General features: G+C 30.3%; 20 protein-coding genes. 14 read left to right on the top strand and 6 right to left on the bottom strand.

Translation table 11 applies throughout. From position 1 onward, the window contains the following. The 3 genes from ACFO3U_RS01455 to ACFO3U_RS01445 are packed head-to-tail and all read left to right on the top strand — an operon-like array spanning position 1 to position 4,967. Positions 1–2,007 carry a PKD domain-containing protein gene (locus ACFO3U_RS01455; protein WP_379737724.1) on the top strand — a complete coding sequence of 669 codons (2,007 nt, stop codon included), beginning with the start codon at positions 1–3 and terminating at the stop codon, positions 2,005–2,007. Continuing rightward, complete coding sequence (locus tag ACFO3U_RS01450; RefSeq protein WP_379737722.1) at positions 1,988–4,585, top strand: CHAT domain-containing protein; 2,598 nt, start codon at positions 1,988–1,990, stop codon at positions 4,583–4,585. Before ACFO3U_RS01455 ends, ACFO3U_RS01450 begins: the two co-directional genes overlap by 20 nt. Next, positions 4,530–4,967 carry a retropepsin-like aspartic protease gene (locus ACFO3U_RS01445; protein WP_379737720.1) on the top strand — a complete coding sequence of 146 codons (438 nt, stop codon included), beginning with the start codon at positions 4,530–4,532 and terminating at the stop codon, positions 4,965–4,967. Before ACFO3U_RS01450 ends, ACFO3U_RS01445 begins: the two co-directional genes overlap by 56 nt. Positions 4,968–5,043: 76 nt before the next feature. Here the strand turns inward: ACFO3U_RS01445 and odhB are convergent, their stop codons facing one another. Continuing rightward, positions 5,044–6,270: a 2-oxoglutarate dehydrogenase complex dihydrolipoyllysine-residue succinyltransferase gene (gene odhB / locus ACFO3U_RS01440; protein WP_379737718.1), complete on the bottom strand. Its 1,227-nt coding sequence runs from the start codon at positions 6,268–6,270 to the stop codon at positions 5,044–5,046. Between the two features lie 58 nt (positions 6,271–6,328). Continuing rightward, complete coding sequence (locus tag ACFO3U_RS01435; RefSeq protein ID WP_379737716.1) at positions 6,329–9,100, bottom strand: 2-oxoglutarate dehydrogenase E1 component; 2,772 nt, start codon at positions 9,098–9,100, stop codon at positions 6,329–6,331. A 175-nt stretch (positions 9,101–9,275) separates the two neighbouring features. On the opposite strand from ACFO3U_RS01435, the gene ACFO3U_RS01430 reads away from it, so the two are divergent. Further along, a complete protein-coding gene (locus ACFO3U_RS01430; RefSeq protein ID WP_379737714.1) occupies positions 9,276–9,797 on the top strand; it encodes a hypothetical protein in 522 nt (173 codons plus the stop codon). Here ACFO3U_RS01430 and ACFO3U_RS01425 read toward each other — a convergent pair. Both ACFO3U_RS01425 and ACFO3U_RS01420 read right to left on the bottom strand, forming a co-directional pair. Next, positions 9,794–10,144: a hypothetical protein gene (locus ACFO3U_RS01425; RefSeq protein WP_379737712.1), complete on the bottom strand. Its 351-nt coding sequence runs from the start codon at positions 10,142–10,144 to the stop codon at positions 9,794–9,796. The genes ACFO3U_RS01430 and ACFO3U_RS01425 overlap by 4 nt on opposite strands. Positions 10,145–10,149: 5 nt before the next feature. Continuing rightward, entirely contained in the window at positions 10,150–11,124 is a 975-nt protein-coding gene (locus ACFO3U_RS01420) for a polyprenyl synthetase family protein (RefSeq protein WP_379737710.1), read from the bottom strand. Positions 11,125–11,301: 177 nt separating this feature from the next. Here ACFO3U_RS01420 and ACFO3U_RS01415 point away from each other — a divergent pair, with 177 nt between their 5' ends. Genes ACFO3U_RS01415 through ACFO3U_RS01395 form a run of 5 tightly spaced genes read left to right on the top strand, consistent with a single transcriptional unit; the run spans position 11,302 to position 18,477 of the window. Next, positions 11,302–11,817, top strand: a complete 516-nt coding sequence (locus tag ACFO3U_RS01415) for a YceI family protein (RefSeq protein WP_379737709.1) — start codon at positions 11,302–11,304, stop codon at positions 11,815–11,817. A gap of 2 nt (positions 11,818–11,819) precedes the next feature. Next, positions 11,820–12,419 (top strand): TetR/AcrR family transcriptional regulator, encoded by a 600-nt coding sequence (locus ACFO3U_RS01410; RefSeq protein WP_379737707.1) that lies wholly within the window; start codon positions 11,820–11,822, stop codon positions 12,417–12,419. 17 nt (positions 12,420–12,436) lie between these two features. Next, the gene (locus ACFO3U_RS01405; protein WP_379737705.1) at positions 12,437–13,786 is read left to right on the top strand and encodes a TolC family protein; all 1,350 of its coding nucleotides are present in this window, start codon (positions 12,437–12,439) and stop codon (positions 13,784–13,786) included. A gap of 16 nt (positions 13,787–13,802) precedes the next feature. Continuing rightward, positions 13,803–14,966 carry an efflux RND transporter periplasmic adaptor subunit gene (locus ACFO3U_RS01400; protein WP_379737703.1) on the top strand — a complete coding sequence of 388 codons (1,164 nt, stop codon included), beginning with the start codon at positions 13,803–13,805 and terminating at the stop codon, positions 14,964–14,966. A gap of 13 nt (positions 14,967–14,979) precedes the next feature. Further along, positions 14,980–18,477 (top strand): efflux RND transporter permease subunit, encoded by a 3,498-nt coding sequence (locus tag ACFO3U_RS01395; protein WP_379737701.1) that lies wholly within the window; start codon positions 14,980–14,982, stop codon positions 18,475–18,477. A gap of 135 nt (positions 18,478–18,612) precedes the next feature. On the opposite strand, the gene ACFO3U_RS01390 is transcribed toward ACFO3U_RS01395, so the two are convergent. Both ACFO3U_RS01390 and ACFO3U_RS01385 read right to left on the bottom strand, forming a co-directional pair. Then, positions 18,613–18,957, bottom strand: a complete 345-nt coding sequence (locus tag ACFO3U_RS01390; protein ID WP_379737699.1) for a toxin-antitoxin system YwqK family antitoxin — start codon at positions 18,955–18,957, stop codon at positions 18,613–18,615. A gap of 156 nt (positions 18,958–19,113) precedes the next feature. After that, complete coding sequence (locus ACFO3U_RS01385) at positions 19,114–20,109, bottom strand: TlpA family protein disulfide reductase (RefSeq protein ID WP_379737697.1); 996 nt, start codon at positions 20,107–20,109, stop codon at positions 19,114–19,116. A 166-nt stretch (positions 20,110–20,275) separates the two neighbouring features. On the opposite strand from ACFO3U_RS01385, the gene aspS reads away from it, so the two are divergent. From aspS to ACFO3U_RS01360, 5 genes are all read left to right on the top strand, one after another. Further along, entirely contained in the window at positions 20,276–22,027 is a 1,752-nt protein-coding gene (gene aspS, locus ACFO3U_RS01380; protein ID WP_379737695.1) for an aspartate--tRNA ligase, read from the top strand. After that, on the top strand, positions 22,028–22,261 hold the full coding sequence (locus ACFO3U_RS01375; protein WP_379737693.1) for a hypothetical protein: 234 nt from the start codon (positions 22,028–22,030) through the stop codon (positions 22,259–22,261). It begins immediately after the preceding gene. Between the two features lie 77 nt (positions 22,262–22,338). Next, a complete protein-coding gene (locus ACFO3U_RS01370) occupies positions 22,339–22,539 on the top strand; it encodes a cold-shock protein (protein ID WP_026717616.1) in 201 nt (66 codons plus the stop codon). A gap of 118 nt (positions 22,540–22,657) precedes the next feature. After that, positions 22,658–23,923: a Y-family DNA polymerase gene (locus ACFO3U_RS01365; protein WP_379737691.1), complete on the top strand. Its 1,266-nt coding sequence runs from the start codon at positions 22,658–22,660 to the stop codon at positions 23,921–23,923. Positions 23,924–23,929: 6 nt separating this feature from the next. Beyond that, positions 23,930–24,364 (top strand): LexA family protein, encoded by a 435-nt coding sequence (locus ACFO3U_RS01360; RefSeq protein WP_379737689.1) that lies wholly within the window; start codon positions 23,930–23,932, stop codon positions 24,362–24,364. The last annotated feature ends 96 nt before the right edge of the window (positions 24,365–24,460 follow it).

The raw sequence follows: 24,460 nt of genomic DNA, 5'->3' as shown, positions 1-24,460 counted from the left end.
ATGCTAAAAAATACTCTCCTACTACTCTTATTCTGTTCTAGTGTTGTTTTTTCGCAAACAGTAGTAAAAGATACTACAACTCGATTAGCAAAAATAATTCCGGTTCAAAATAAAAACTCTTTTACTTTTAAATCTGAAAAACCCGAATTGAACCAAATTGCTGGTGCTCCAAAAGCGTTTTATAGTCATTATTGGGAATTTGGAGATGGTAATTTTTCTACCAAAGAAGAACCCAATCATACCTATAAAGAATCTGGTGAATATGAAGTAAAACTTTGGGCAACCAACAATTATGATTCGGGAAAAACACCAACAACTCGACCGCAAAAAGTAAAAACAAACGACAAAGCTGATGCTTCCGAAAACGAAATTCAACTTATGGGTGACAATATCGTTTTAAGACGTAATCGTGAACCTTTACCTGATGAAGAATTTGTGGTAATCTTAAGTTATAAAAACGAAAAAGACTATGTTACCAATGGAAAAATTTATTTTTATTACAACGAAAAAGAATTTAAAAACGATAATTTTGATTTAATAGAAACCCGAAATTATCACAATGAAACTGTTGAAGAAATTTCAAGTGATTTGGTAAATAATGATGATTTTGACAACAATAATTCATTTTATGCTTCCTCTGAAAATATAATTTATTCCAACACAAAATTTCAAGATACCACAGTTAGAAAAAATTTGCCTTTATCCTTAGAAGAAGCCAAACAAAAATTTAAAAAAGGAAAAACCATTGCGTTCACTAATATGAATCCAAATGAGCAACGTAATATCTTTTTTACTTTAAAAACTACTCCAGAAATGATAAAAGATACAAGTGCTATTTTAAAAGTACGAAGTATTTATGTGCCAGATTCCAACTACGAAAATCACAAAATAAAAGACATGGAAATGGAAATTGTGACTTCTCATGATCCGAACAAAATGTCAACAAATGGTTTATTTATTAATTATCGATTGGTTCGGTTTAAAAGAGTAAAATTTAAAACTCGTTTTCAAAATAATGGAGAAGGACCAGCCAAAACTATTCGACTAGAAACCGATGTTCCTGATATGTTTGACAAAACAACACTTCAAATAGAAAGTATGTATCCTGAATGTCCTATTTGTCCTAAAAATCAAGAAGTACGTTATAGTTGTTTAGATACTATTGTAGCAGAAAAGCAAATTATTTTTACCTTCAAAAACATATATTTACCTGGAAGCGAACAAAAAAATGTAACCGAAAAAGATTCAACCAAAGGCTTTGTAAAATATAGTTTAAAATTTGGAAAAGATTTTCATAAAGTAAAAACCAAAAGTAGAACGGCTATTATTTTTGATAAAAACGATCCAATAATTACGAATTATTCAGTGACGAGATTTAATCCTGGAATTTCAATTGGAGCAAAAGTCGGTTATAATTATTTTCCAAAATTAGACAATGCTAAAAGCTATTTTGTGGGTGCGACAATTTCTCCTTACAAATCGTATCGTTGGTATTGGCAATCCGAATTGCTTTTTAATAAATTAGATTATAATGGAGTTAGCACAATTTCAGAATTTACTCAATTTGAATTCAATCCATCTATTCAAAATCCAGACGGAACAGTTTCTGATATCGGTTTTGAAAGAAAAACTATTACAAGTCAAATCAATAGATTAGTAACTGATATTGTACCTATTTCACTAAGATATAATGTGAATAATTACATTGGTATTGGATTTGGCCCACAACTTTCAACTACTATTTCATCAAAACAAGAAACAACTGAAACCTATCAATATTATCAAGCTATTCAAAACACAACTGGGTTTGTTCCTGATGCAGAAATTCCACAATTGAAAAGAGAAATCAACACTTCAACCAAAGAAAAAACCCAAGTGCAAACCCAATTATTGGCTGATGTAACTTTAGGTTTTGCTCGAATTGGTCCAAGTTTAGGAATTCGATATTATAAAAACCTTAAAAGCGATTTTGATTCGTGGCAATTCTATGCAATTTGGAAATTTTAAGATAATTGTTTTAATCTTCTTTTTTACTTCTATAGGTTTTTCACAAACTTTAGAAGACCAAATTTATGATGCTGTTGATTCTTTTATTTCGAATACAAATAAAAAATCTTTAGAAATTTTAAATGGAAAAGAAAAAGACTTTTCTAAGAAAGTAAAAACCTTTGATGAACAATTGGCTTTAGTGATTTTGTATTGCAACAAAGGTTCTTTTGAAATGAAAAATAACCTTGAGAAGAATGCCATAACTACTTATGAAAAAGCTTGGAAATTATTCGACAAAAATAAATTGTCAAATTATGATATAGTTGAATATTGTTTGAAACCTTTAGGAACATTATATACCAAATCGGGCAATTTTACTTTGGCTGAAAACATCATAAAAAAATACATTTTCATTGCCGAAAAAGAAGATAATCAGACTACAATTATTTCAGGTTACATCAATTTATCCATCGTTTATAAAAGCATTGGAAAGTATCAAACTGCGATTGATTTACTTCAAAAAGTTGCTAAAAATAAAGCTGTTTCTTCCCTACAAAATAAAAGAATTCAAGAAGAATTAGCTGTAAATTTTCTGGGTTTGAAAAAGTTTGAAAATGCGAATCAATTACTTAAAAAATCAAATGAAAATAATTATCAAAGTTTGAAATCGAAATCGTTTTTGGAACTTCAAAAAAATAATCCGAAAGAAGCGATTTCGTATTTTGAAAATGCTAAAACGTATTTTTTTAAAACCAATAATTTTACCGCTAGAGAAGTTGCCAAAATGTATATGGATGAAGCTTCTCTTTATTTATTTTTAAAAGATGATACGAAAGCTAAAAACCTTCTTTCAAAAGCTTTACAAACTTTATTGCCTTTAGAAAAAAATATGACTTTGCCCAAGAAAAATAGTTTGTATGCAGAAAATACGTTTCTTGCTATTTTTGATGTTTTAGCACAATTAGAAACCAATTCGCAAAAGAAAATTGATTATTACAACCTGAGTTTTTATGTCAGTGATTTGATAAAAGACAATATTGCTTCACAAGAATCTTTAATAATTCAGCAATTTGATGACCGAAAACGAACTGAAAAATGCCTAGAGACATTTTGGAACGAATATCAAAAAACCAATGAAGATTCTTGGATTGAGAAAGCCTTTTTGTTTGCCGAAAAGAGTAAAAGCGTGGTTTTAAAAGAAAAAAATCAACTCAAAACTTTATTAGAATTACATCCAAAAAATAAAGATTTACTTGTTCAAAATCAACTGACTTCACAACAAGAAAAATTGATAAATAAATTAATACGATTGCAAATTACAGGAGAAAATCCGAACGAAATTGAAACAATAAATTCTGAATTAGCTTCAATTAGTATGGAATTGAAAAGTTATAATGAAAAAATTCAAAAGCAATTCAAAAATGATATTCAAAAACAATTTAGACTTTCTGATTTATTTGATAAAATCGAAAATGATAAAGCTCAATTGGTATATTTCTTTTGGGGAAATGAATCGGTTTATGAATTTCAAATAATTGATGGGAAAATCATTTGGAATCAAATTAAAATCGATGGATCTTTTGCTTCTAATTTAAAGAATTTCATTCACTTTTTTGATAATGCTTCTGTGATTAATAATGATATTAATTTATTTACTAAAACCAGTTTTCAATTGTTTGAAAATTTGAAAATTTCAGCTTTACAAAAAGACAAAAACACCATCATTATTCCTGATGGCTTATTGAATTTTGTTTCTTTTGATGCTTTGGTTACTCAAAAAACGACTTCTAAAAATTATAGTAAAGTTCCTTTTTTGGTGTTTCAAAACAAATTGGCTTATCAAACTAATGCGACATTTTACATTGAAAATATTCCGAGAGAAAAACAAAATACTATTGTCGGATTTTTTCCTGTTTTTGAAAACACCAATGCCGAATTAATGTATTCCAAAGAAGAAGCAAAAGCATTGCAATCTTTAAAAGCTAAATTGTTCATGAATGAAAATGCTTCTAAAGAAAATTTTATAAAAAATTGCAGTAAGTACAATATTTTACATGTATCAACACACGGAACTAGCGGTACATTTAATGAACCAGCAACTTTGGTTTTTTATGATGAATTACTTTTGATTCAAGAATTATATGCTTTGGAAAACTGTCATCCACAATTAGTAGTTTTAAGTGCTTGTGAAACTGGTATTGGAAAATTGCAAAAAGGAGAAGGAGCTATTAGTATTGCCAGAGCTTTTCAATATGCTGGAGCCGAAAACATCTTATTCAGTTTATGGAAAATTAACGATTACGCAACCGCTCAATTGATGACCAATTTTTACAAAAACTTTGAAAAAACCAATTCTTTTTTTGAATCAAATTATCTTTCAAAAATGGACTATTTGCAAAACGAAGAGATTTCTAATGCCAAAAAATCACCTTATTATTGGAGTTCTTTTGTCTATTATGGAAGTATTGATGTTGAAGAAAATAATTATTTTTATTACCTGCTTTTTGGAGGAATTCTAATTATTATTTTACTTTTGATTTATGGAAGAAATTCAAGATTTTTTAAAAGGGAAAAAATACAAAAAGATAAAGTTTAAGGTTTTAAAAACGCAACATTTATTGGTAACTGCTAAAATAAATGGCATAAAAGGAACATTCATTTTGGATACTGGTGCAAGCAATAGTTGTGTAGGTTTTGAAGAAATTATAAAATTTGAATTATTAGCTGAAAATTCAGAAACCAAAGCTGCTGGTGCTGGTGCAACAGGAATGCTTACACAATTATCACAAAAAAATAAATTACAATTGGGAAGATGGAAATCAGAAACTCTAAATTTAGTGGTTTTTGATATGAGTCACGTTAATGAAGCTTTAGTAAGTTATAAAACCAAACCTGTAAACGGAATTATTGGTGCTGATGTTTTATTGCAAGGAAAAGCGATTATTGATTACGCGAATTGCTTTTTGTATTTGATATAAAAAATCCCAAACTCAATTAAGAATTTGGGATATATATTTAAGATTCTGAAACGAATTCAGAATGACAAAAAATCAATTAAAGTTCTAAAGCTTTTTTAGGATTGTTATCCATTAATAATTCCATTGGGTTTTCTAATGCTTCTTTAACAGCTACTAAGAAACCAACAGACTCACGACCATCAATAATTCTGTGGTCATAAGATAAAGCTACGTACATCATTGGATGAATTTCAACTTTACCATCAACAGCAATTGGACGCTCAATAATATTGTGCATTCCTAAAATTCCAGATTGTGGAGGATTGATAATTGGTGTAGATAACATACTTCCAAAAACACCACCATTTGTAATAGTAAATGTTCCTCCAGTCATATCATCAACTGTAATTTGTCCATCACGAGCTCTTAAAGCCAATCTTTTGATTTCTGCTTCAATACCACGGAAAGTCAATAATTCTGCATTTCTAACAACAGGAACCATAAGTCCTTTTGGTCCAGAAACTGCAATTGAAATATCAGCAAAGTCATAAGCTACTTTATAATCACCATCCATCATTGAATTCACATCTGGATACAATTGTAAAGCTCTTGTAACTGCTTTTGTGAAGAATGACATATATCCTAAACCAACACCATTGTGTTTTGCTTTGAATTCGTCTTTATATTGGTTACGGATTTTATTAATTGGTGTCATGTTAACTTCATTGAAAGTCGTTAACATTGCTGTTTCATTTTTAGCAGCTACTAAACGTTCAGCCACTTTTCTACGTAACATTGACAATTTTGTTCTTTCAGAGCTACGAGAACCACCAGTTGGAGTTCCCATTGAAGGCACAGCATTTACTGCATCATCTTTAGTGATTCTTCCACCTTTTCCTGTTCCAACAATGTCAGAAGGTTGAATGTTTTTCTCTTCTAAAATTTTTCTTGCTGCAGGAGAAGGAGTTTGAGAAGCGTATGTTTTCTCAGCTGCTGGAGCTGCTTTTGGTGCTTCTGATTTTTTCTCTTCTACTTTAGGTTCTTCTTTAGTTTCAGTTTTTGCTGATGAATCTCCTTCTGGTTTTGCAGCACTTGTATCAATTAAACATACAACTGCTCCAACTGCTACTGCATCACCTTCTTCTGCTTTTAGTGTGATAATTCCACTTTCTTCAGCTGGTAATTCTAAGGTAGCTTTGTCTGAGTCAACCTCAGCAATCGCTTGATCTTTTTCTACGTAATCACCATCTTGTACTAACCAAGTTGCGATTTCTACTTCTGTAATTGATTCTCCCGGTGATGGGACTTTCATTTCTAAAATCATGTTCTTTTAGTTTAAAAGTTTTCCCTTAGACAAGCTTAGGGTTGTATTTGTGTTGTTTTTATTGAAATAATGTTTTGTCAAAAATCATAGCAATTGCATTTTTTTGACGTTTTTTAGAACGCTCATAACTTCCTGCTGCTGGTGCACTGTAAGCTTTTGGTGATGCTAAACGAAGTTTAACTAAGTCAAAATTCATCAACATATAACTATAAGCTCCCATGTTTTTAGGTTCTTCTTGAGCCCAAACATAGTCATCAACATTTGGATAACTTGCGATAATTTCTTTTATTTGATCGATTGCTAATGGAAATAATTGTTCTAAACGAACTACAGCAACGTCATTTCTTTCTAACTCTTCTCTTTTTTCAATGATATCATAATATACTTTTCCTGTACAGAATACCAATGATTTAATTGCTTTTTTATCTTTTACATTTGGATCATCCAATATTTCTTGGAATTTACCATTTGCCATTTCATCCGCTTTTGAAACTGCTAACGGATGACGTAATAAACTTTTTGGTGTAAACACAATTAATGGTTTACGGAAATTTGTTTTCATTTGTCTTCTCAACAAGTGGAAGAAATTAGCTGGAGTGGTACAATCTGCAATATACATATTGTGTTTTGCACACATTTGTAAATAACGCTCCATACGTGCTGATGAATGTTCCGCTCCTTGGTTTTCATAACCATGAGGTAATAAAAGTACTAATCCATTTTGATTGTTCCATTTGTCTTCCCCAGCAGAAATGTATTGGTCAATCATGATTTGTGCACCGTTAGAGAAATCTCCAAATTGTGCTTCCCAAATTGTTAATGTTTTTGGTGAAGCCAATGCATAACCATACTCATAACCTACAACACCATATTCTGAAAGGTGTGAATTATAGATGTAAAAGTTTCCTTTTTTGTCTTTTATTTTATCAATTAAGATTACTTCTTCTTCTGACTCTTCTACTTTAACAACAGCATGACGGTGAGAGAAAGTTCCTCTTTCCACATCTTGACCTGTAATACGAACATCATATCCTTCAGTAACCAAAGAACCATAAGCTAATAATTCACCCATAGCCCAATCCAAATTATCCGATTCGAAATACATATTCTTTCTATCGTTGATAATTTTCTTAATTTTACTAATGAATTTTTTATCTTCTGGTAATTCTGAAATTGTTTTAGCAATCTCAGTTAATTTAGCTTTTTCAAAAGATGTGTCATATTTTTTAAGCATTTCATCATCTGAAACTTGTTCAAAACCAGTCCATTCATTTTGCATAAAAGGAGTGATAACTGTTAAATCTTTTTTACGAGATTCTTCCAAATTTTCGTCTAATTTTGCTTTATATTTTGCCTCTAATTCTTTTACATATCCAGCATCAATAATACCTTCTTGTTTTAATTTTTCAGCATAAATATCTCGAGAATTTTTTTGTTTAGCAATTGCTTTGTATAAAATTGGTTGGGTAAATTTAGGCTCATCACCTTCATTGTGACCATATTTTCTGTATCCTAATAAATCGATAAATACATCTGAACCAAATTCCATTCTGTAATCTAAAGCAAATAACATAGCATGAACCACAGCTTCTGCATCATCTGCATTTACGTGAAGTACTGGTGACAAAGTTACTTTTGCAATATCTGTACAATAAGTAGATGAACGAGCATCTAAATAATTTGTTGTAAATCCAACTTGGTTATTAATTACAAGATGAATAGTTCCACCTGTTTTAAAACCATCTAAATTTGCCATTTGAATGATTTCATAAACAATTCCTTGACCAGCAATTGCAGCATCACCATGAACAGCGATTGGCAATACTTTTGAAACTTCGTCTGGATATAATCTATCTTGTTTAGCTCTTGCAATTCCTTCAATAACTGCTCCTACTGTTTCAAGGTGTGAAGGATTTGGTGCTAAGTTTAAGTTTATTTTTTTACCTGAATTTGTACTTCTATCTGAAGTTAACCCTAAATGGTATTTTACATCACCATCAAAAGATAAATCATCATCATAATCTTTTCCGTCAAATTCAGAGAAAATATTTTGAGTGTTTTTACCAAAAATATTCGCTAATACATTCAAACGACCTCTATGAGCCATTCCCATTACAAATTGTTCTACTCCTTTATCAGCAGCTGCTTCAATCAAAGCATCTAAAGCTGGAATTGCAGATTCACAACCTTCTAATGAGAAACGTTTTTGTCCAACATATTTTGCATGTAAAAAAGTTTCAAATGAAACTGCTTCATTTAGTTTTCCAAGTATATTTTTCTTTTGTTCTGGATTAAAATTTGGTTGATTGTCATTTATATCTAATCTGTTTTTAATCCAACTCAATTTTCTTGGCTCACGAATATACATGTATTCTACTCCAATTGATTGACAGTACACTTTTTCTAAATGCTTTAAGATATCTGCCAAAGTACTTGGTGGCATATTAACAATCTTAGCAGCATCAAAAACTGTGTTTAAATCAGCATCCGATAAATCAAAATTTTCTAAAGCTAATGTTGGAGTATATGTTCTTCTATCCCTTACTGGGTTTGTTTTTGTAAATAAATGACCTCTTGTTCTGTAGCCATCAATTAAGCGAAGTACATTGAATTCTTTATTTGTTTTTTCGGCAACATGGTCACATGAAAAGTCACCATTTGCAATTTGTTGAGCCACATCTTGAGCTCCAAAATTAGATTGACCAAAGTCAAATCCTTGAAAAAAACTTCTCCAACTTGGTTCAATACCATCTGGATTTTCTAAATATTGTTCGTATAAATCTGCGAAAAATGCAGTATGTGCAGCGTTTAAAAAGGAAAACCTATCCATATTGTGGTCTAAAAAGACATTTTGGTTAAATAATTGCACAAAAGTACAATAATTGCAAATATATTTTACTTATTTTTGGATACATTTATGAATTATTTTGGAAATTTCTCATAGTTTACTAGAATTTCTAAATATTTTACATTTTTATAAAAATTAACCCCTAAAATTTAAAGAAATGAAAATTTATGCTTTAAAAATATATACTACTATAATTACTTTATTTTTATTTCAACTAGCTTTTTGTCAGGAGCCAAGTCAAAAAAGTGAATTTTGGAAAAAGGTTCAATTTGGAGGTGGACTTGGGTTAGGTTTTGGAAATAATTCAACGAATATTTCTGTTGCTCCAAGTGCTATTTATAATTTTAATGAAAAAGTGGCTTTAGGTCTTGGTATTCAGTATAGTTACATTAGACAAAAAGATTTTTATACTTCTCATTTGTATGGTGGAAGTATTATTGGTTTGGTAAATCCGATTCCAGAAGTTCAATTATCTGCTGAATTAGAAGAATTAAGAGTCAATACTGATTTTGAAGACTCAAATTTAAACACCGATAATTTTTGGAATACTGCTTTATTTTTGGGTGCTGGTTACAGAACGAATAATGCAACAATTGGAATTCGATACAATGTTCTTCACAAGGATAGAAATAATATTTATACTACTGCTTTTATGCCTTTTGTAAGGGTTTATTTTTAAAACTTATTCCTAAACCAAACCTTTTGCCATTCTCTTTTTAAGATTAAAAAAGAAACTTGTTCGGCTAATTCTACCAAATCAGAACCATCTAATTTTTTGATTTCAGCTTCTGAAACATCGATAATATAAAGCAGGTTTAAATATTCAGCGAATTTAAACTGGATTAATTTTAGCACCTTTTCATGCACCAAATTTTTAAATTGGAACGGAAAAATATCCAAAGGAATGTCAATAGCTTCATTTGCTAAAGCGAAATCTTTATTTGTCTGCTCAATTAACTTGAAGTATAAATGTTCGTCTTCTGCTTGAGAAATTAAAGAATCGATATTTTTTGGAAACTCAAACATTAAATTTAGACATTTCTATTCATTAATTTTTCTCCAAAAACATATAAAATCTGTTTTTTTTCTTCAGAAATATCCATTTTTTGAAGTGTTTCAAAGGCTTTTTGAGTGTATTCTTTTATAGCTTCCTGAGTAACTTTACTTGCTCCAGATTCGTTGAAAATTGATTTTACAGTTTCGATTTTATCTGAATTATCTTTAGGTTGAATTGAAAATAAATGTAACAATTGATCCTTGTCATCTTTACTGCTAAACTCTAACGCTTTTAAATATAAATAGGTCTTTTTGTTTTCAATAATATCACCTCCTATTTGTTTACCAAAAGTTTCTGGATTTCCAAATGCATCTAAATAATCATCTTGCAACTGAAAAGCGATTCCTAAATTTAATCCAAAATCATAAATTAAATCCGCATTTTCTTTTGAAGTTTCGGCTACAATTGCTCCCATTTTCATGGCTGCTCCAACCAAAACGGCTGTTTTATATTCAATCATTTTTAGATATTCTGGAATTGTAACATCATCACGAGTTTCAAAATCCACATCATATTGTTGTCCTTCACAAACTTCTAAAGCTGTTTTGCTGAATAATTTTGCTAAGTCTCTAAAAACGCTTGGTTCGTAATCTTCAAAATATTGATACGCCAAAATCAACATCGCATCACCAGAAAGAATTCCTGTATTAATATTCCATTTTTCGTGAACAGTTACTTTTCCTCTTCGTAGTGGAGCATCGTCCATAATATCATCATGAATTAAAGAGAAATTATGAAAAACCTCAACAGCTGTAGCTGCTTGCAATGCTTTTTTATAATTGCAATCAAAAATCTCTGCAGTCATTAATGTCAAAACTGGACGCATTCGTTTTCCACCTAAACTCAAAATGTACTGAATTGGTTCGTATAGATTTTTTGGTTCTTTTGCTACAACTAATGAATTAAAATGACTAGAAATAACTTCTTGATATTCTGAAATGGAATGCATCTTTTGGTATTAGAATTATAAAACTTCACAAAAGTAAAATATTTATAGCTAATAACCGCTTAACAAATGAATCAATAATATGAATGTTTCCAAAATGTTAAATTTTGTTAAAAACTTTGGAAACTTTTTTTGTATTCAAAGTTTCCGTTGTAAGTTTGCACTCTAATTTTATCACAAATGAATGTTTCAAGTTTACAATTAAATCACAGCGAATCTGATTTTTTAATCAAAGTAAGAAAAAAAATTACTTCTTATCTTCAGAATAGAGTAAGAAGGTCGAGTGGTTTTGTGATTTTGAAAGATAATACTATTGAAAATGTATCTCTTGAATTTGAACTTGAAATTTCTAAAGACAATATAATTAAGAAAAACGGTATTCTTATTAATGATATGGCTTATACAAATGACAACATCATAAGTTTTAAATCAACTTCATTTCAAAAAATAAACCCAAACATTAATTTCATCAAAGGTTATTTAACCATTAATAACATTACTCAAAGTATAGAACTTGAAGCTTATATCAATGTTTTAAAAGAAAGTGACGAAAAATCTAAAGTGATTTTTGAATTGGTTGGTGAAATTGACAAAAGCAGTTTCAATATTGGCTTAAATGAAAAGGTAAGAATAAACGGAAAAGCAATAGGAAAACAAATAAATATCGAAGGAAACTTTGAATTCAACAGCAACTAAAAATGAAAGACCAAATTTTAAATAAAGCAACTGAAATGTTTCTTACACTTGGATTTAAAAGTGTAACAATGGATGATATTGCTTCCGAAATGGGTATTTCGAAAAAAACGATTTATCAGCATTTTTCAAACAAAGATGCTTTGGTAAAAGCAACTACAACTAATCTTTTTGAAACAATTTCTTGTGGAATAGATGAAATAATTTTGGCAGATAAAAATCCAATAGAAGAGCTTTTTGCTATTAAGGAATTTGTATTGAAAAATTTAAAAGACGAAAATACTTCTCCAATCTATCAATTGCATAAATATTACCCAAGAATACATAAATCGTTAATGCTTAAGCAATTTGACAAAATGGGAAGTTGTGTTGTTAAAAATTTAGAAAAAGGTATTTCTTTAGGGCTTTTTAGAAAAGACATTAACAAAGATTACATCAGTCGTTTTTACTTTTCTGGTATGAATAGTATTAAAGATGTTGAACTTTTTAATCCAGAAGTTTTTAGTCTAAAAGATTTACAAGCTAAATATTTAGAATATCATTTGAGAGGAATATGTACTCCAAAAGGAATAGAGCAATTAGAAACAATTATAAAAACCAAATAAATAATAAACAATAACCAATGAAACAAACAATAATAATCACGCTTTTATTATTTGCAAGTTTAATCAATGCACAAGACAAAAAAGAAACTTACTCTTTTACGTTAGAGCAAGCTATTGAGCATGCACTTCAAAATAATTATAAAGCCATTAATGCAGCCAGAGATATTGAATCTGCTGAACAAAAGAAATGGGAAACAACAGCAAGTGGTTTACCTCAACTTAATGCTGGTTTAGATTACATCAACAATTTTAATCTTCAAAAACAAGGTGTAACGGGTAATGCATTTGGTCCTTCAGCTGGTGGTGATCCTAACGCAGTTTCAACAATTGCTTTTGGAACAAAACATAGTATGAATGCAAGAGCAACATTGAGCCAATTAATTTTTGATGGCTCTTATATTGTAGCACTTCAAGCATCAAAAACATATTTGCAATTTTATCAAAACTCTAAACAAAAAACAGATAATGATATTCGCGAAATGGTGACCAATTATTATGGAAATGTCTTATTAGCTCAAGAAAATATTTTAATTCTTGAAAAGAATAAAGCAACTCTTGAAAAGAACTTATTTGATACTAAAGAAACTTATAAAAACGGATTAATTGAAGAAGAAAGTGTAGAACAACTTCAAATTACATTAGCTTCTGTAAATAGTAGTTTGAGTAATGTTACTCGTTTAATTGATGTTTCTAACAAAATGTTAAAAATTACATTGGGTCTTGACATTGATGATGAATTAATCTTAACTGAAAAGTTAGATGATTTAACTTCAAAAAATGTTGATTTAACTTTTGGAAGTAATTCATTTAATGTGGCAAATAATATTGATTATAAAATTGCTGAAAACTTTAAAGAGCAAAGAAGGTTAGAATACAAATCTCAAAAAGCAACAGCTCTTCCTTCAATGTCTGCTAATTTTAATTTTGGATATAATTCATTTGCAAATAGTTTTGATTTTCTTAAACAAGATCAACCTTGGAATAATTATTCCAATTTAGGAGTAAGTTTAAACGTTCCTATCTTTAGTAGTTTTGGAAGAAAAGCAAAAAACCAACAAGCAAAAATTGCTTTTGAACAAGCTGAAACGCAATTAACAGAAGCAGAACAAATGCTTAAACTTCAATATGAATCTGCAAAAAGTGAATATGAATATAGCATTGAACAATACGCAACTTCAAAATCAAATTTAAATTTAGCAGAAAGAATTGAGAAAAAACAGCAAATTAAATTTATAGAAGGATTGTCTACAAGTTTTGAATTTACTGAAGCGCAAAGACAATTATATTCTGCACAACAAAGCTACCTTCAATCTATGATTGATGTTATCAATAAGAAGACAGCTTTAGACAAAATCACAAATAACTAATACAATAAACATAAAAATGAAAAAAATATACCTAATCCTAGCAACATCACTTATACTAATTTCATGTGGTGGTGACAAAAAGAACTCTACTGCTTCTCTTATTGAAAAAGGAACTTTAGAACAATTGAGAGCAAAAAGAACTGAATTAGTCGCTCAATCTGATGAATTAAGAAAAGAACTTGAATTATTAGACAAAGCAATTGGAGAAAAAGATACTAATGAAAAGTTAGCACTAATCACAACTTTCCCGGCAAAAGATACTATTTTCAATCACTATGTAGAATTACAAGCTACTGTTCAAACTAAAGAAAACTTGATGTTGAATGCAGAATATGGTGGAATTCTACAACAAGTATATGTTACTGAAGGACAAAAAGTTTCTAAAGGTCAAACATTAGCTCGTATTGATGATGGTGGTTTAAGCTCGCAATTGGCTCAAATGGAAACGCAAGCTGCTTTAGCAAAAACAACTTTTGAAAGACAACAAAATCTTTGGAATCAAAAAATTGGTTCAGAAATTCAATTCTTACAAGCCAAAACAAATTATAATGCACAATTAAAATCTTTAGCTCAAATGAAAGCTCAAATTGCAAAAACAGTTATTAGAGCTCCATTCTCAGGAACTATTGATGAAATTGCAACAGATAGAGGAAGTGTTGTTGGACCTGGAACTCCAGTAATGAGAATTGTAAGTTTAGGAAATATGTATTTAGAAGCAGAAGTTCCTGAAAAAAATATTGGAAGTATTAAAAAAGGGTCAGATGTAATTGTAGATTTTCCAGTTTTAGGAGAAACCTTGAACACAAAAGTTACTCAAGCTAGTAATTACATCAATCCAGAAAATCGCTCATTTACAATTCAGGTGGCTGTTCCAAATAAAAACGGAAAAATCAAACCAAACCTTTCTTCTAAAATCCAAATTAAAGATTACTCAAATCCAAAAGCAATTACAGTTCCAACAAGTATTATTTCTGAAAATGCTGATGGAGAACAATTTTTATACATTGCACAAAATCCTGATAAAAATGGTAATGCAATTGCAAAAAGAGTTATTGTAAAAGTTGGATTATCTCAAGGTGAATTAGTAGAAATTGTTGATGGAATTAAAGATGGTGATTTAATCATCAGTGAAGGTGCTCGTAGCGTTAAAGACGGACAAAAAGTATCTATAATCAAATAATCAAAAAGAAAATATGAGTACTAACAATAATAACGAATTTAAATTATCGTCTTGGGCTATTGAAAACAAGATGACGATTTATGTAGCAATGGCACTGTTTCTGTTTTTAGGATTATCTGCCTATTACAATATGCCAAGGGAAGATTTTCCTGAAATTAAAGAAACTAAAATTTACATTAGTACAGTTTATCCAGGAAATACGGCTGAAGACATTGAGCGTTTGATTATTGACCCTTTAGAGGAAGAAATTAAAAACGTTAGTAATGTGGTAAAAATTCTTTCTACTTCTCAAGAAGATTATGGAATTATCACTGTAGAATTTGATGAAAAAATTTCAGTTGAAGCAGCAAAACAAAAAATTAAAGATAAAATTGATACAAAAACGGGTGGTGAAGATTGGCCAGTTTTTAATGGTGCTAAGGTTGAACCAAACGTTTTTGATTTAAATATTTCTGAAGAAGTTCCAATTCTAAATATCAATATTCAAGGTGATTATCCTATTGAACAATTAAAAGTTTTCGCTGAACATTTAGAAGACGAAATTGAAGGTTTGGAAGAAATCAAACAAGTAGATATTCGTGGAGCTCAAGAAAAAGAAGTTGAAGTTGCTGTTGATATTTATAAAATGATGGCTTCAAGAGTAAGTTTTGATGATGTTATCAATGCAATAAGAAATGGTAACGTTACAATGTCTGCTGGTAACTTGATTGCAAATGATCAAAGAAGAACCATCAGAATTCTTGGTGAAATTGACAAACCTACAGATTTAGAAAACTTTGTTGTTAAAACACAAGGTGGTCCAGTTTATTTAAGAGATGTTGCAAAAGTTACTTTCAAAGAAGTTGACAAAACTACTTATGCAAGAGAATTTGGAACTAGTGTTGTAATGCTTGACGTTAAAAAACGTGCTGGTAAAAACATGATTGAAGCAACTGAAAAAATCAAAGAAAAACTGGAAGATGCCAAAGAGAACTATTTTCCAAAAGATTTAACTATTTCGGTAACAAATGATCAATCTTCTAGAACTTTAAATCAAGTAGATGACTTAGTAAATAACATTATTTTTGGTATCATCTTAGTAGTTGGTGTCTTAATGTTCTTCTTAGGTTTTAGAAATGCATTATTTGTCGGATTTGCAATTCCAATGTCAATGTTCTTGTCATTCATGATTTTGAATGCTTTAGGATACACGATGAATACCATGATTCTTTTCGGATTAATTATGGGATTAGGAATGCTCGTTGATAACGGAATTGTGGTTGTAGAAAACGTCTATCGTTTGATGGAAGAAGAAGGAATGAGTCGTATTCAAGCAGCTAAAGAAGGAATTGGAGAAATTGCTTTGCCAATTATTATTTCAACAGCTACAACAGTTGCAGCCTTTGTTCCTCTTGGTCTTTGGCCTGGTGTAATGGGACAATTTATGATTTATTTCCCAATTACATTATCTGTCGTTTTAGGTTCTTCCCTATTTGTAGCTATATTTTTCAATTCTGTTTTGGTCTCTCAATTCATGGATATCAATGAAAAAATATTAACCAAAAAACAATTAATTCGCTTAACCTTAATATTAGGTAGTTTTGGTTTAGTTATTTTAATTTTTGGAGGAGCAATGAGAGCTTTGGGTTCTGTAATGATTTTTACAGTGCTAATGTTTTGGTTGTATAAATATTTTATAAAAGGACTTACACTTTCATTTCAAAACAAAATTTTAACTAAATGGGAAAATGGTTACGAAAAATGGTTGCGTTTTTTCCTAACAGGTAGAAAACCTATTTACACTACAATAGGAATGATTGTAATGTTTTTTGCAGTAATCATGTTGTACTTTGGATGGAGCGTTGGAAGTGGAAGAACTAAAGTTGAGTTTTTCCCTGATAACAAACCAAATCAAGTTATTGTTTATATTGAATATCCTCAAGGAACAGATATCCAAAAAACAAATGAAATCACTAAATCCATTGAAAAAAGGGTTTATGCTGTGCTAGATAGTAAAGAATATGTCTATACTGAAAATGGAGAAACTGGAAATTATTTAGTAGAAAACGGAGTTTCTCAAGTGGGTGAAGGTGCAGGAAATCCTCAAACAGATGGTGGTTCTACTGCAGAAATGCCTCACAAAGGAAAAATTACCATTTCAATGAAAGAATATAAATTTCGTGATGGTAGAGATTCTGAACAATTACGTCAAAAAATTCAAGAAGCTTTAAAAGATATTTATCCTGGAGTTACAATTTCTGTTGAAAAAGATGCTGTTGGTCCTCCAGCTGGTTATCCAATCAATATCGAAATTAAAGGTGATGATTACACAGAATTAATCATAACCGCGGAAAGAATGAAAGATTTCTTAACGGCTAAAAACATTCCTGGTGTGGACGAACTTAAAGTGGATGTTAACAAAGACAAACCAGCCATGAAAGTGGTAGTTGATAGAGAAAAAGCTGGTGAAATGGGTGTTTCTGCTGGTCAAGTTGGTAATCAATTAAGACGTTCTATATTTGGTGAAAAAGCTGGAATCTATAAAAAAGATGGTGAAGATTATGATATTTATGTTCGTTTCAATGAAGAAAACAGATATAATAAAAGTGCGATTTTTAATCAAAACATCACTTTTAGAGACCAAGCTTCTGGACAAATCAAAGAAATTCCGGTTTCTACGGTAGCTAGTCAAAAAAACACTTCTTCTTTTAGTGCTATCAAACACAAGCAATTAGATAGAGTTGTGGTTTTATATTCTGCTCTTTCTCCTGGTTTTACTGATGCTGGTGCTGTTGTTGCTCAAATCCAAGCTGAAATGGCAGAGTTTGATGCTCCAAAAACAGTGAAATTTGATTTCACAGGACAAATTGAAGAACAAACAAAACAAATGACATTCTTAATGGGTGCTTTGGTAACAGGTTTATTCTTGATTTTCTTAATCTTAATTTTCCAATTTAATTCAATTTCAAGACCAGCAATTATTATGGTGGCTGTATTTTTGAGTTTCATTGGTGTATTCTTAGGATTAATGGCAACAGGTTGGCCGTTTGTTATTATGATGACCATGATGGGAATTATCTCTCTCGCAGGAATTGTAGTAAACAATGGAGTTGTATTGCTCGATTACACTGATTTACTTATTGCTAGAAAAAGAAAAGATTTGGGCTTACCAAAAGATGAAATTTTGAGCAATGAAGATGTTTTTGAAGCTATTGTAAAAGGTGGAAAAGCTCGTTTAAGACCTGTATTGCTAACAGCAATTACAACAGTCTTAGGTTTAATTCCTTTAGCAATTGGTTTCAATATTGATTTCTTTAGTTTATTTGCAACTGGTAATCCTCATATTTATATGGGTGGTGATAACGTTATTTTCTGGGGACCATTAGCTTGGACTGTAATCTTCGGATTAATCTTCGCTACATTCCTAACATTAATTGTTGTGCCTGTATTATTCTATTTGGTAAATAGATTAAAAAACAGAATGAAAAATAGAAAAAATCATTCTAAAACTATTGCTGAAATAGGAGATTAAATTCTAATCATATAAAAACTCCTTAATTATTAAATAAATTAAGGAGTTTTTTTTGCAATCCAAAGTTTTGAATTTACTAAAATCAAAAAGCTCCTTACAATGTAAGGAGCTTTTTTTAAATGAACCAATTAAGTTTTAATTTTTAACTAAAACTTCTTTAGACCATTTACGAACATCAGCAACTCTATTGTCTGAATAATCAACTTCGTTTAAAGTATCATCAGTCCAAAAGAACCATTTTCCTACTTTAACTCCGTTATTATATTCTCCAATAGCTTCTTTATTTCCATTTTCATTGTAAGAAACCCATTTTCCCTGCAACTTACCGTTTAAATAGTTTCCTTCTTGTTTAACTTGACCGTTATCGTGAAAATATGTTGCTTTAACTTCGTTTCCTACTACTTCAAATTTTGGCTGAATTTCTTGTGCATAAAAAACACCTGAAATCAACAATGCTGCCATAATTACTACTTTTTTCATCTTCTTTCTTATTAATAGGTTAATTTTATTAAACCAAATGTACAAAATTAATTTACAATAAAAAAACTTTTTCTTAACAATTTGGTAACATTGGAAAAATAATCATAAAAAAACCAGCAAAAATTTGCTGGCTCTTAAAATAGAATTTATGTGAGATTAATTCACTAACTCACTTAATACTTTATCTAAATCTTCAGAAGAAGGTCTATCTGCATTTGCATTAACAATATTTCCATCTGGTCCTATTAAAATAAATCTTGGAATTCCATTAATGCCATAATCCTTAACAAATTGAGAATTCCAATCGTTATCAGCAAACAATTGTACTCCTCCTAATTGCTTATCGTCAACCATAGCTCTCCATTTATCTTTGTCTTTAAGCTTGTCAATTGAAATACTTACAAACTCGATATTTTTTCCATGATATTTTTCTTCAGTCTTTTTCAAAAAAGGAATTTCTGCTCTACAAGGACCACACCAAGTTGCCCAAACATCAATATAAACATATTTACCTTTGAAATCCTCAAGTTTTGTTACACCACCTTTATGATTTTCATAAGCAAAAGATGGAGAAGGATTTCCGTTTAGTTTTTTAATTTGTAAATTCTCAGTATACATCCTTTGCATTCCAGAGAATTGTTGCGTCATCATTTTTTTAATAGTAGCTTTAAAAGTCTCATCCAATTTCCCTTTTTCTAAAGATTCAAAATCAGCTGTCTTTTTAGCTTCAAACATTTTATTGAATTCTTCACTTTCTTTATCAAAAGCCGTTAATTCAAATTGTTCATCTTTTAATGCTTTTTGAGCCATAAAATTGTTTTCTTCAGCTCCTTTTCCTTTATAAACTATAGATTCGTCGAACTCTTTAGTATTCATAGTCATGGCTAAATCATCACCATTTTTTAAATACATTAAAGATGATTCAACCCCATCTGAAAATTGATGAATCCCATCAGCTGTTTCTAAAGTAGCTTCAAAAACACCATTTTTATTCACAGGAATAATCTGTTTAAATCTATTTGGACCATAGATAGTTAACGTATCACTATTTCTATTTTCAATTTTTGCTGAAAACTTTACAGCACTTTTTTTCTCTGTTTGTGCAAACGATATAAAAACCGAAAGCAACAATAAATAAGTTAATTTTCTCATGTTGATTTAATAATTTACGTAAAGTTATATTTTTTATTCGAAAAAAAATCAAAAAAAAGTTAAAACACAGCTTTTTAAAATGTTTTAATACTTCAAAAATTGAATTTTATATTACTTTTGCACCCAAGACCAAAGGTCAAACAATAAGAAATAAAAATAGTTGTAAATGTATAGAAGTCACAATTGTGGAGAGTTAAATATTTCACACATCAATAAAGAAGTTACACTGGCTGGTTGGGTACAAAAATCTAGAGATAAAGGGTTTATGATATGGGTAGATTTAAGAGATCGCTATGGAATTACTCAATTAATCTTTGATGAACAAAGAACAGACAAATCCGTTATTGAAAAAGCAAAATCATTAGGTAGAGAATTTGTAATTCAAATCAAAGGAACCGTTATTGAACGTGTTTCTAAAAATCCTAATATGGCAACAGGTGATGTTGAAATTTTAGTCACTGAACTTACTATTTTAAATGAAGCACAATTACCTCCTTTTACCATTGAAGATGAAACCGATGGTGGTGAAGATATTCGAATGAAATATCGTTATTTAGACATTAGAAGAAATCCTGTAAAAAATAATTTACTTTTCCGTCATAAAGTATCTATGGAAGTTAGAAAATATCTTTCTGACCAAGGTTTTTGTGATGTAGAAACACCTTATTTAATCAAGTCAACACCAGAAGGAGCACGTGATTTTGTGGTGCCAAGTAGAATGAACGAAGGTCAGTTTTATGCCTTACCACAATCTCCTCAAACGTTCAAACAATTGTTGATGGTTGGTGGAATGGATAAGTATTTTCAGATTGTAAAATGTTTCCGTGATGAAGACTTACGTGCAGACAGACAACCTGAATTTACACAAATCGACTGTGAAATGGCTTTTGTAGAACAAGAAGACATTCTGAATATGTTTGAAGGTTTAACACGTCACTTATTAAAAGAAATCAAAGGAATTGAAGTAAATAAATTCCCAAGAATGACGTATGATTATGCGATGAAAACCTACGGAAATGACAAACCAGATATTCGTTTTGAAATGAAGTTTGGTGAGTTAAACGAAGTAGCACAACATAAAGAATTTGGCGTTTTCAATTCAGCTGAATTAGTAGTGGGAATTGCTGCTCCAGGTTGTGCCAATTACACCAGAAAAGAAATTGATGCTTTGATTGATTGGGTAAAACGTCCTCAAGTTGGTGCCTCAGGAATGGTTTATGTAAAATGTGAAGAAGACGGAACTTTCAAATCATCTGTAGATAAATTTTACGCCCAAGATGATTTGAAAAAATGGGCTGAAGCAACCAATGCAAAAGCTGGAGATTTAATTTTAGTTCTTTCTGGAAATGCAGATAAAACTAGAACACAACTTTCTGCTTTAAGAATGGAAGTTGCAACTCGTTTAGGTTTACGTAAATCAGATGAATTTGCTCCACTTTGGGTTGTAGATTTTCCTCTATTAGAATGGGATGAAGAAAGTGGAAGATATCACGCTATGCATCATCCATTTACTTCTCCAAAACCAGAAGATATTAAATTAATTGAAACTGAACCAGGAAAAGTAAGAGCAAACGCTTACGATATGGTATTGAATGGAAACGAAATTGGTGGAGGTTCTATCCGTATTCACGACAGAGAATTACAGTCAAGAATGTTTGATTTACTAGGATTTAGCAAAGAAGAAGCCGAAGCTCAATTTGGATTTTTAATGAATGCTTTCGAATTTGGAGCACCACCTCATGGAGGTTTAGCTTTCGGATTAGATAGATTAGTTTCTATTTTAGGAGGACAAGAAACGATTCGCGATTTTATTGCTTTCCCAAAAAATAATTCAGGAAGAGATGTTATGATTGATGCTCCTGCAAAAATTGATGATACTCAATTGAAAGAGTTATCTATTAAATTAGATTTAAAATAAATGAAATATCTCGTTAGAATATTGTTTTTAATTGTTGTCGGTTTTGTAGCTTTTGGTTACTTCTATAAAAACAATGGCAATAATGAAGGTGACAAATGGATAGGAATTGGTGTCTTAATTCTTGCTTTTGTCTTGATGCCTGTTTTTATTTATCATAGATATAGAAACAAAAAATTGAAAGATTTTGAGCTGAATTTTAACCTCAAAGAAGAGGAAGATACTGAAAATCAATAAAATTATTTCAAAAAAATCTTTTTTATGTCAATTAAAAAATTATCTTTGAGCATTATTAATAATTTTTACAATACAAAATGAGAACAGGAAAAGTTAAGTTCTTCAATGAATCAAAAGGTTACGGTTTTATCACAGATGACGAAACTGGAAAAGACATTTTCGTACACGCAAGTGGAATGAGAGTTGAGTCATTAACTGAAGGCGAAAGCGTTAGTTACGAAGAAGAAGAAGGAAGAAAAGGTAAAGTAGCTGCACAAGTTGTAGTTATCGAAGACTAATATATATTATTTTTTGATTACCCAAGTACAACGCTCTGCAACTGCAGAGCGTTTTTTTTGTGCATAATTTTAACGTGTGTTTTATAAATTTAGCAACCATATGTTTTAAATTTGTAAAATGTATGCTCTAGTCGATTGTAATAATTTTTATGCTTCATGCGAACGTGTTTTTCAACCACAATACGTTGGCAAACCTATTGTTATCTTGTCAAACAACGATGGATGCATCATTTCTAGAAGTTATGAAGCAAAAGATTTAGGCATTCCAATGGGTGCTCCTGAATTCAAAATCAGAAATGAGTTAAAAGAAAAAAACGTGAAAGTATTTTCTTCTAATTATGCTCTCTATGGTGATTTGAGCAATCGTGTAATGAAAATTTTGGAAGGCTTTACTCCAAATGTAGAAGTATATAGCATTGATGAATCTTTTTTGAATTTTGATGGAATGAGTATTGAAAATTATCACGATTATGGAGTTAAAATAAAAGCAAGAATCAATAAATGGTTGAGTATTCCGGTTTGCATTGGCTTTGCTCCTACTAAAGCTTTGTCTAAAGTTGCCAATAAAATTGCCAAAAAATACCAAGAACGCACTCAAGGAATTTACGTAATTGACTCCGAAGAAAAACGCACCAAAGCTCTAAAATGGACTAAAATTGAAGATGTTTGGGGGATTGGCTATAGATTAACCAAAAAAATGAAAGCCAAAAACATTTTAACTGCTTATGATTTTACCTTACCTCACAACGAAAATTTCATTAAAAAAGAAATGGGAGTTGTTGGTTTACGTTTAAAATATGAATTAGAAGGAAAATCTGTTTTAGAACTTGAAGAAGCTCCTTCTGCAAAAAAAAGTATTGCCATCACCCGAAGTTTTGACGGAAACATAACGACTTTTAACGAAATGAAAGAACGTGTTTCAACTTTTGCAACGGTTTGTGCTGAAAAATTACGCAAGCAAAACTCTTGTTGCTATGGTGTTATTTTATATTTACAGAAAGATAAATTCAAAATAGAAAAACAGCGTTATAGTTTTTACAAATTAGAAACGCTCTCTTTTGCCAGTAATTCAAACATTACTATTAGTAATTTGGCAATTAAAATGTTAAAAGAAATATTTGAAGAAGGAGCAATTTATAAAAAAGCAGGTGTAATTGTAACAGAAATTATTCCCGAAAATCAAAAGCAATTTCATCTGTTTGAAGAAGAAAATCCAAAACACCAAGCTTTGATGAAAGTGATGGATGATTTTCATAAAAAAACAGGAGAACGCAAAATAAAACTTGGAAATCAAGATCTACGTAGAACTTGGAAAATGAAGCAAAATCATTTATCAAATAAGTACACAACAGATTTCAAGGAAATCTTAAAAGTCAAATGTTAATTCAAAATGAACACAAACAATAAAATACATTTTTTTGTTCCAGATTTTGAGAATCAAATCGAACTACCCTACATTTCTAGCGGAATAAAAGCTGGCTTCCCATCTCCTGCAGCCGATTTTGATGAAAGTAAAATAAGCTTAGACAATGTTTTAGTTAAAAACAAAGAAGCAACATTTTATGCCAAAGCCAGTGGAAACTCTATGACTGGAGCAGGAATAGATGATGGTGACATTTTAGTAATTGACAGAAGCATTGAACCTCAAAGCAACAAAATAGCCGTTTGCTTCATTGATGGAGAATTTACTGTCAAAAGAATCAAGATTGAGAACGAAGATGTTTATTTAATGCCTGAAAATAAAAACTACATGCCCATTCAAATTTCAGAAGAAAACAATCTAATCATTTGGGGAATTGTTACCTATGTGATAAAAAAAGTATAAGAAAAATTCTCAAAATAAAATTAAACTAACATATAATCTACTGAAAAACAAGTTATAAATTCTCTTTTTTCTATATTTGTAAGTCACATAAATTTA

The sequence above is a fragment of the Flavobacterium ponti genome (assembly GCF_042652765.1).
GTDB lineage: Bacteria > Bacteroidota > Bacteroidia > Flavobacteriales > Flavobacteriaceae > Flavobacterium > Flavobacterium ponti.
Note: the sequence above shows the minus strand (reverse complement) of the source record. Positions and strands in the feature narration are given on the sequence as shown.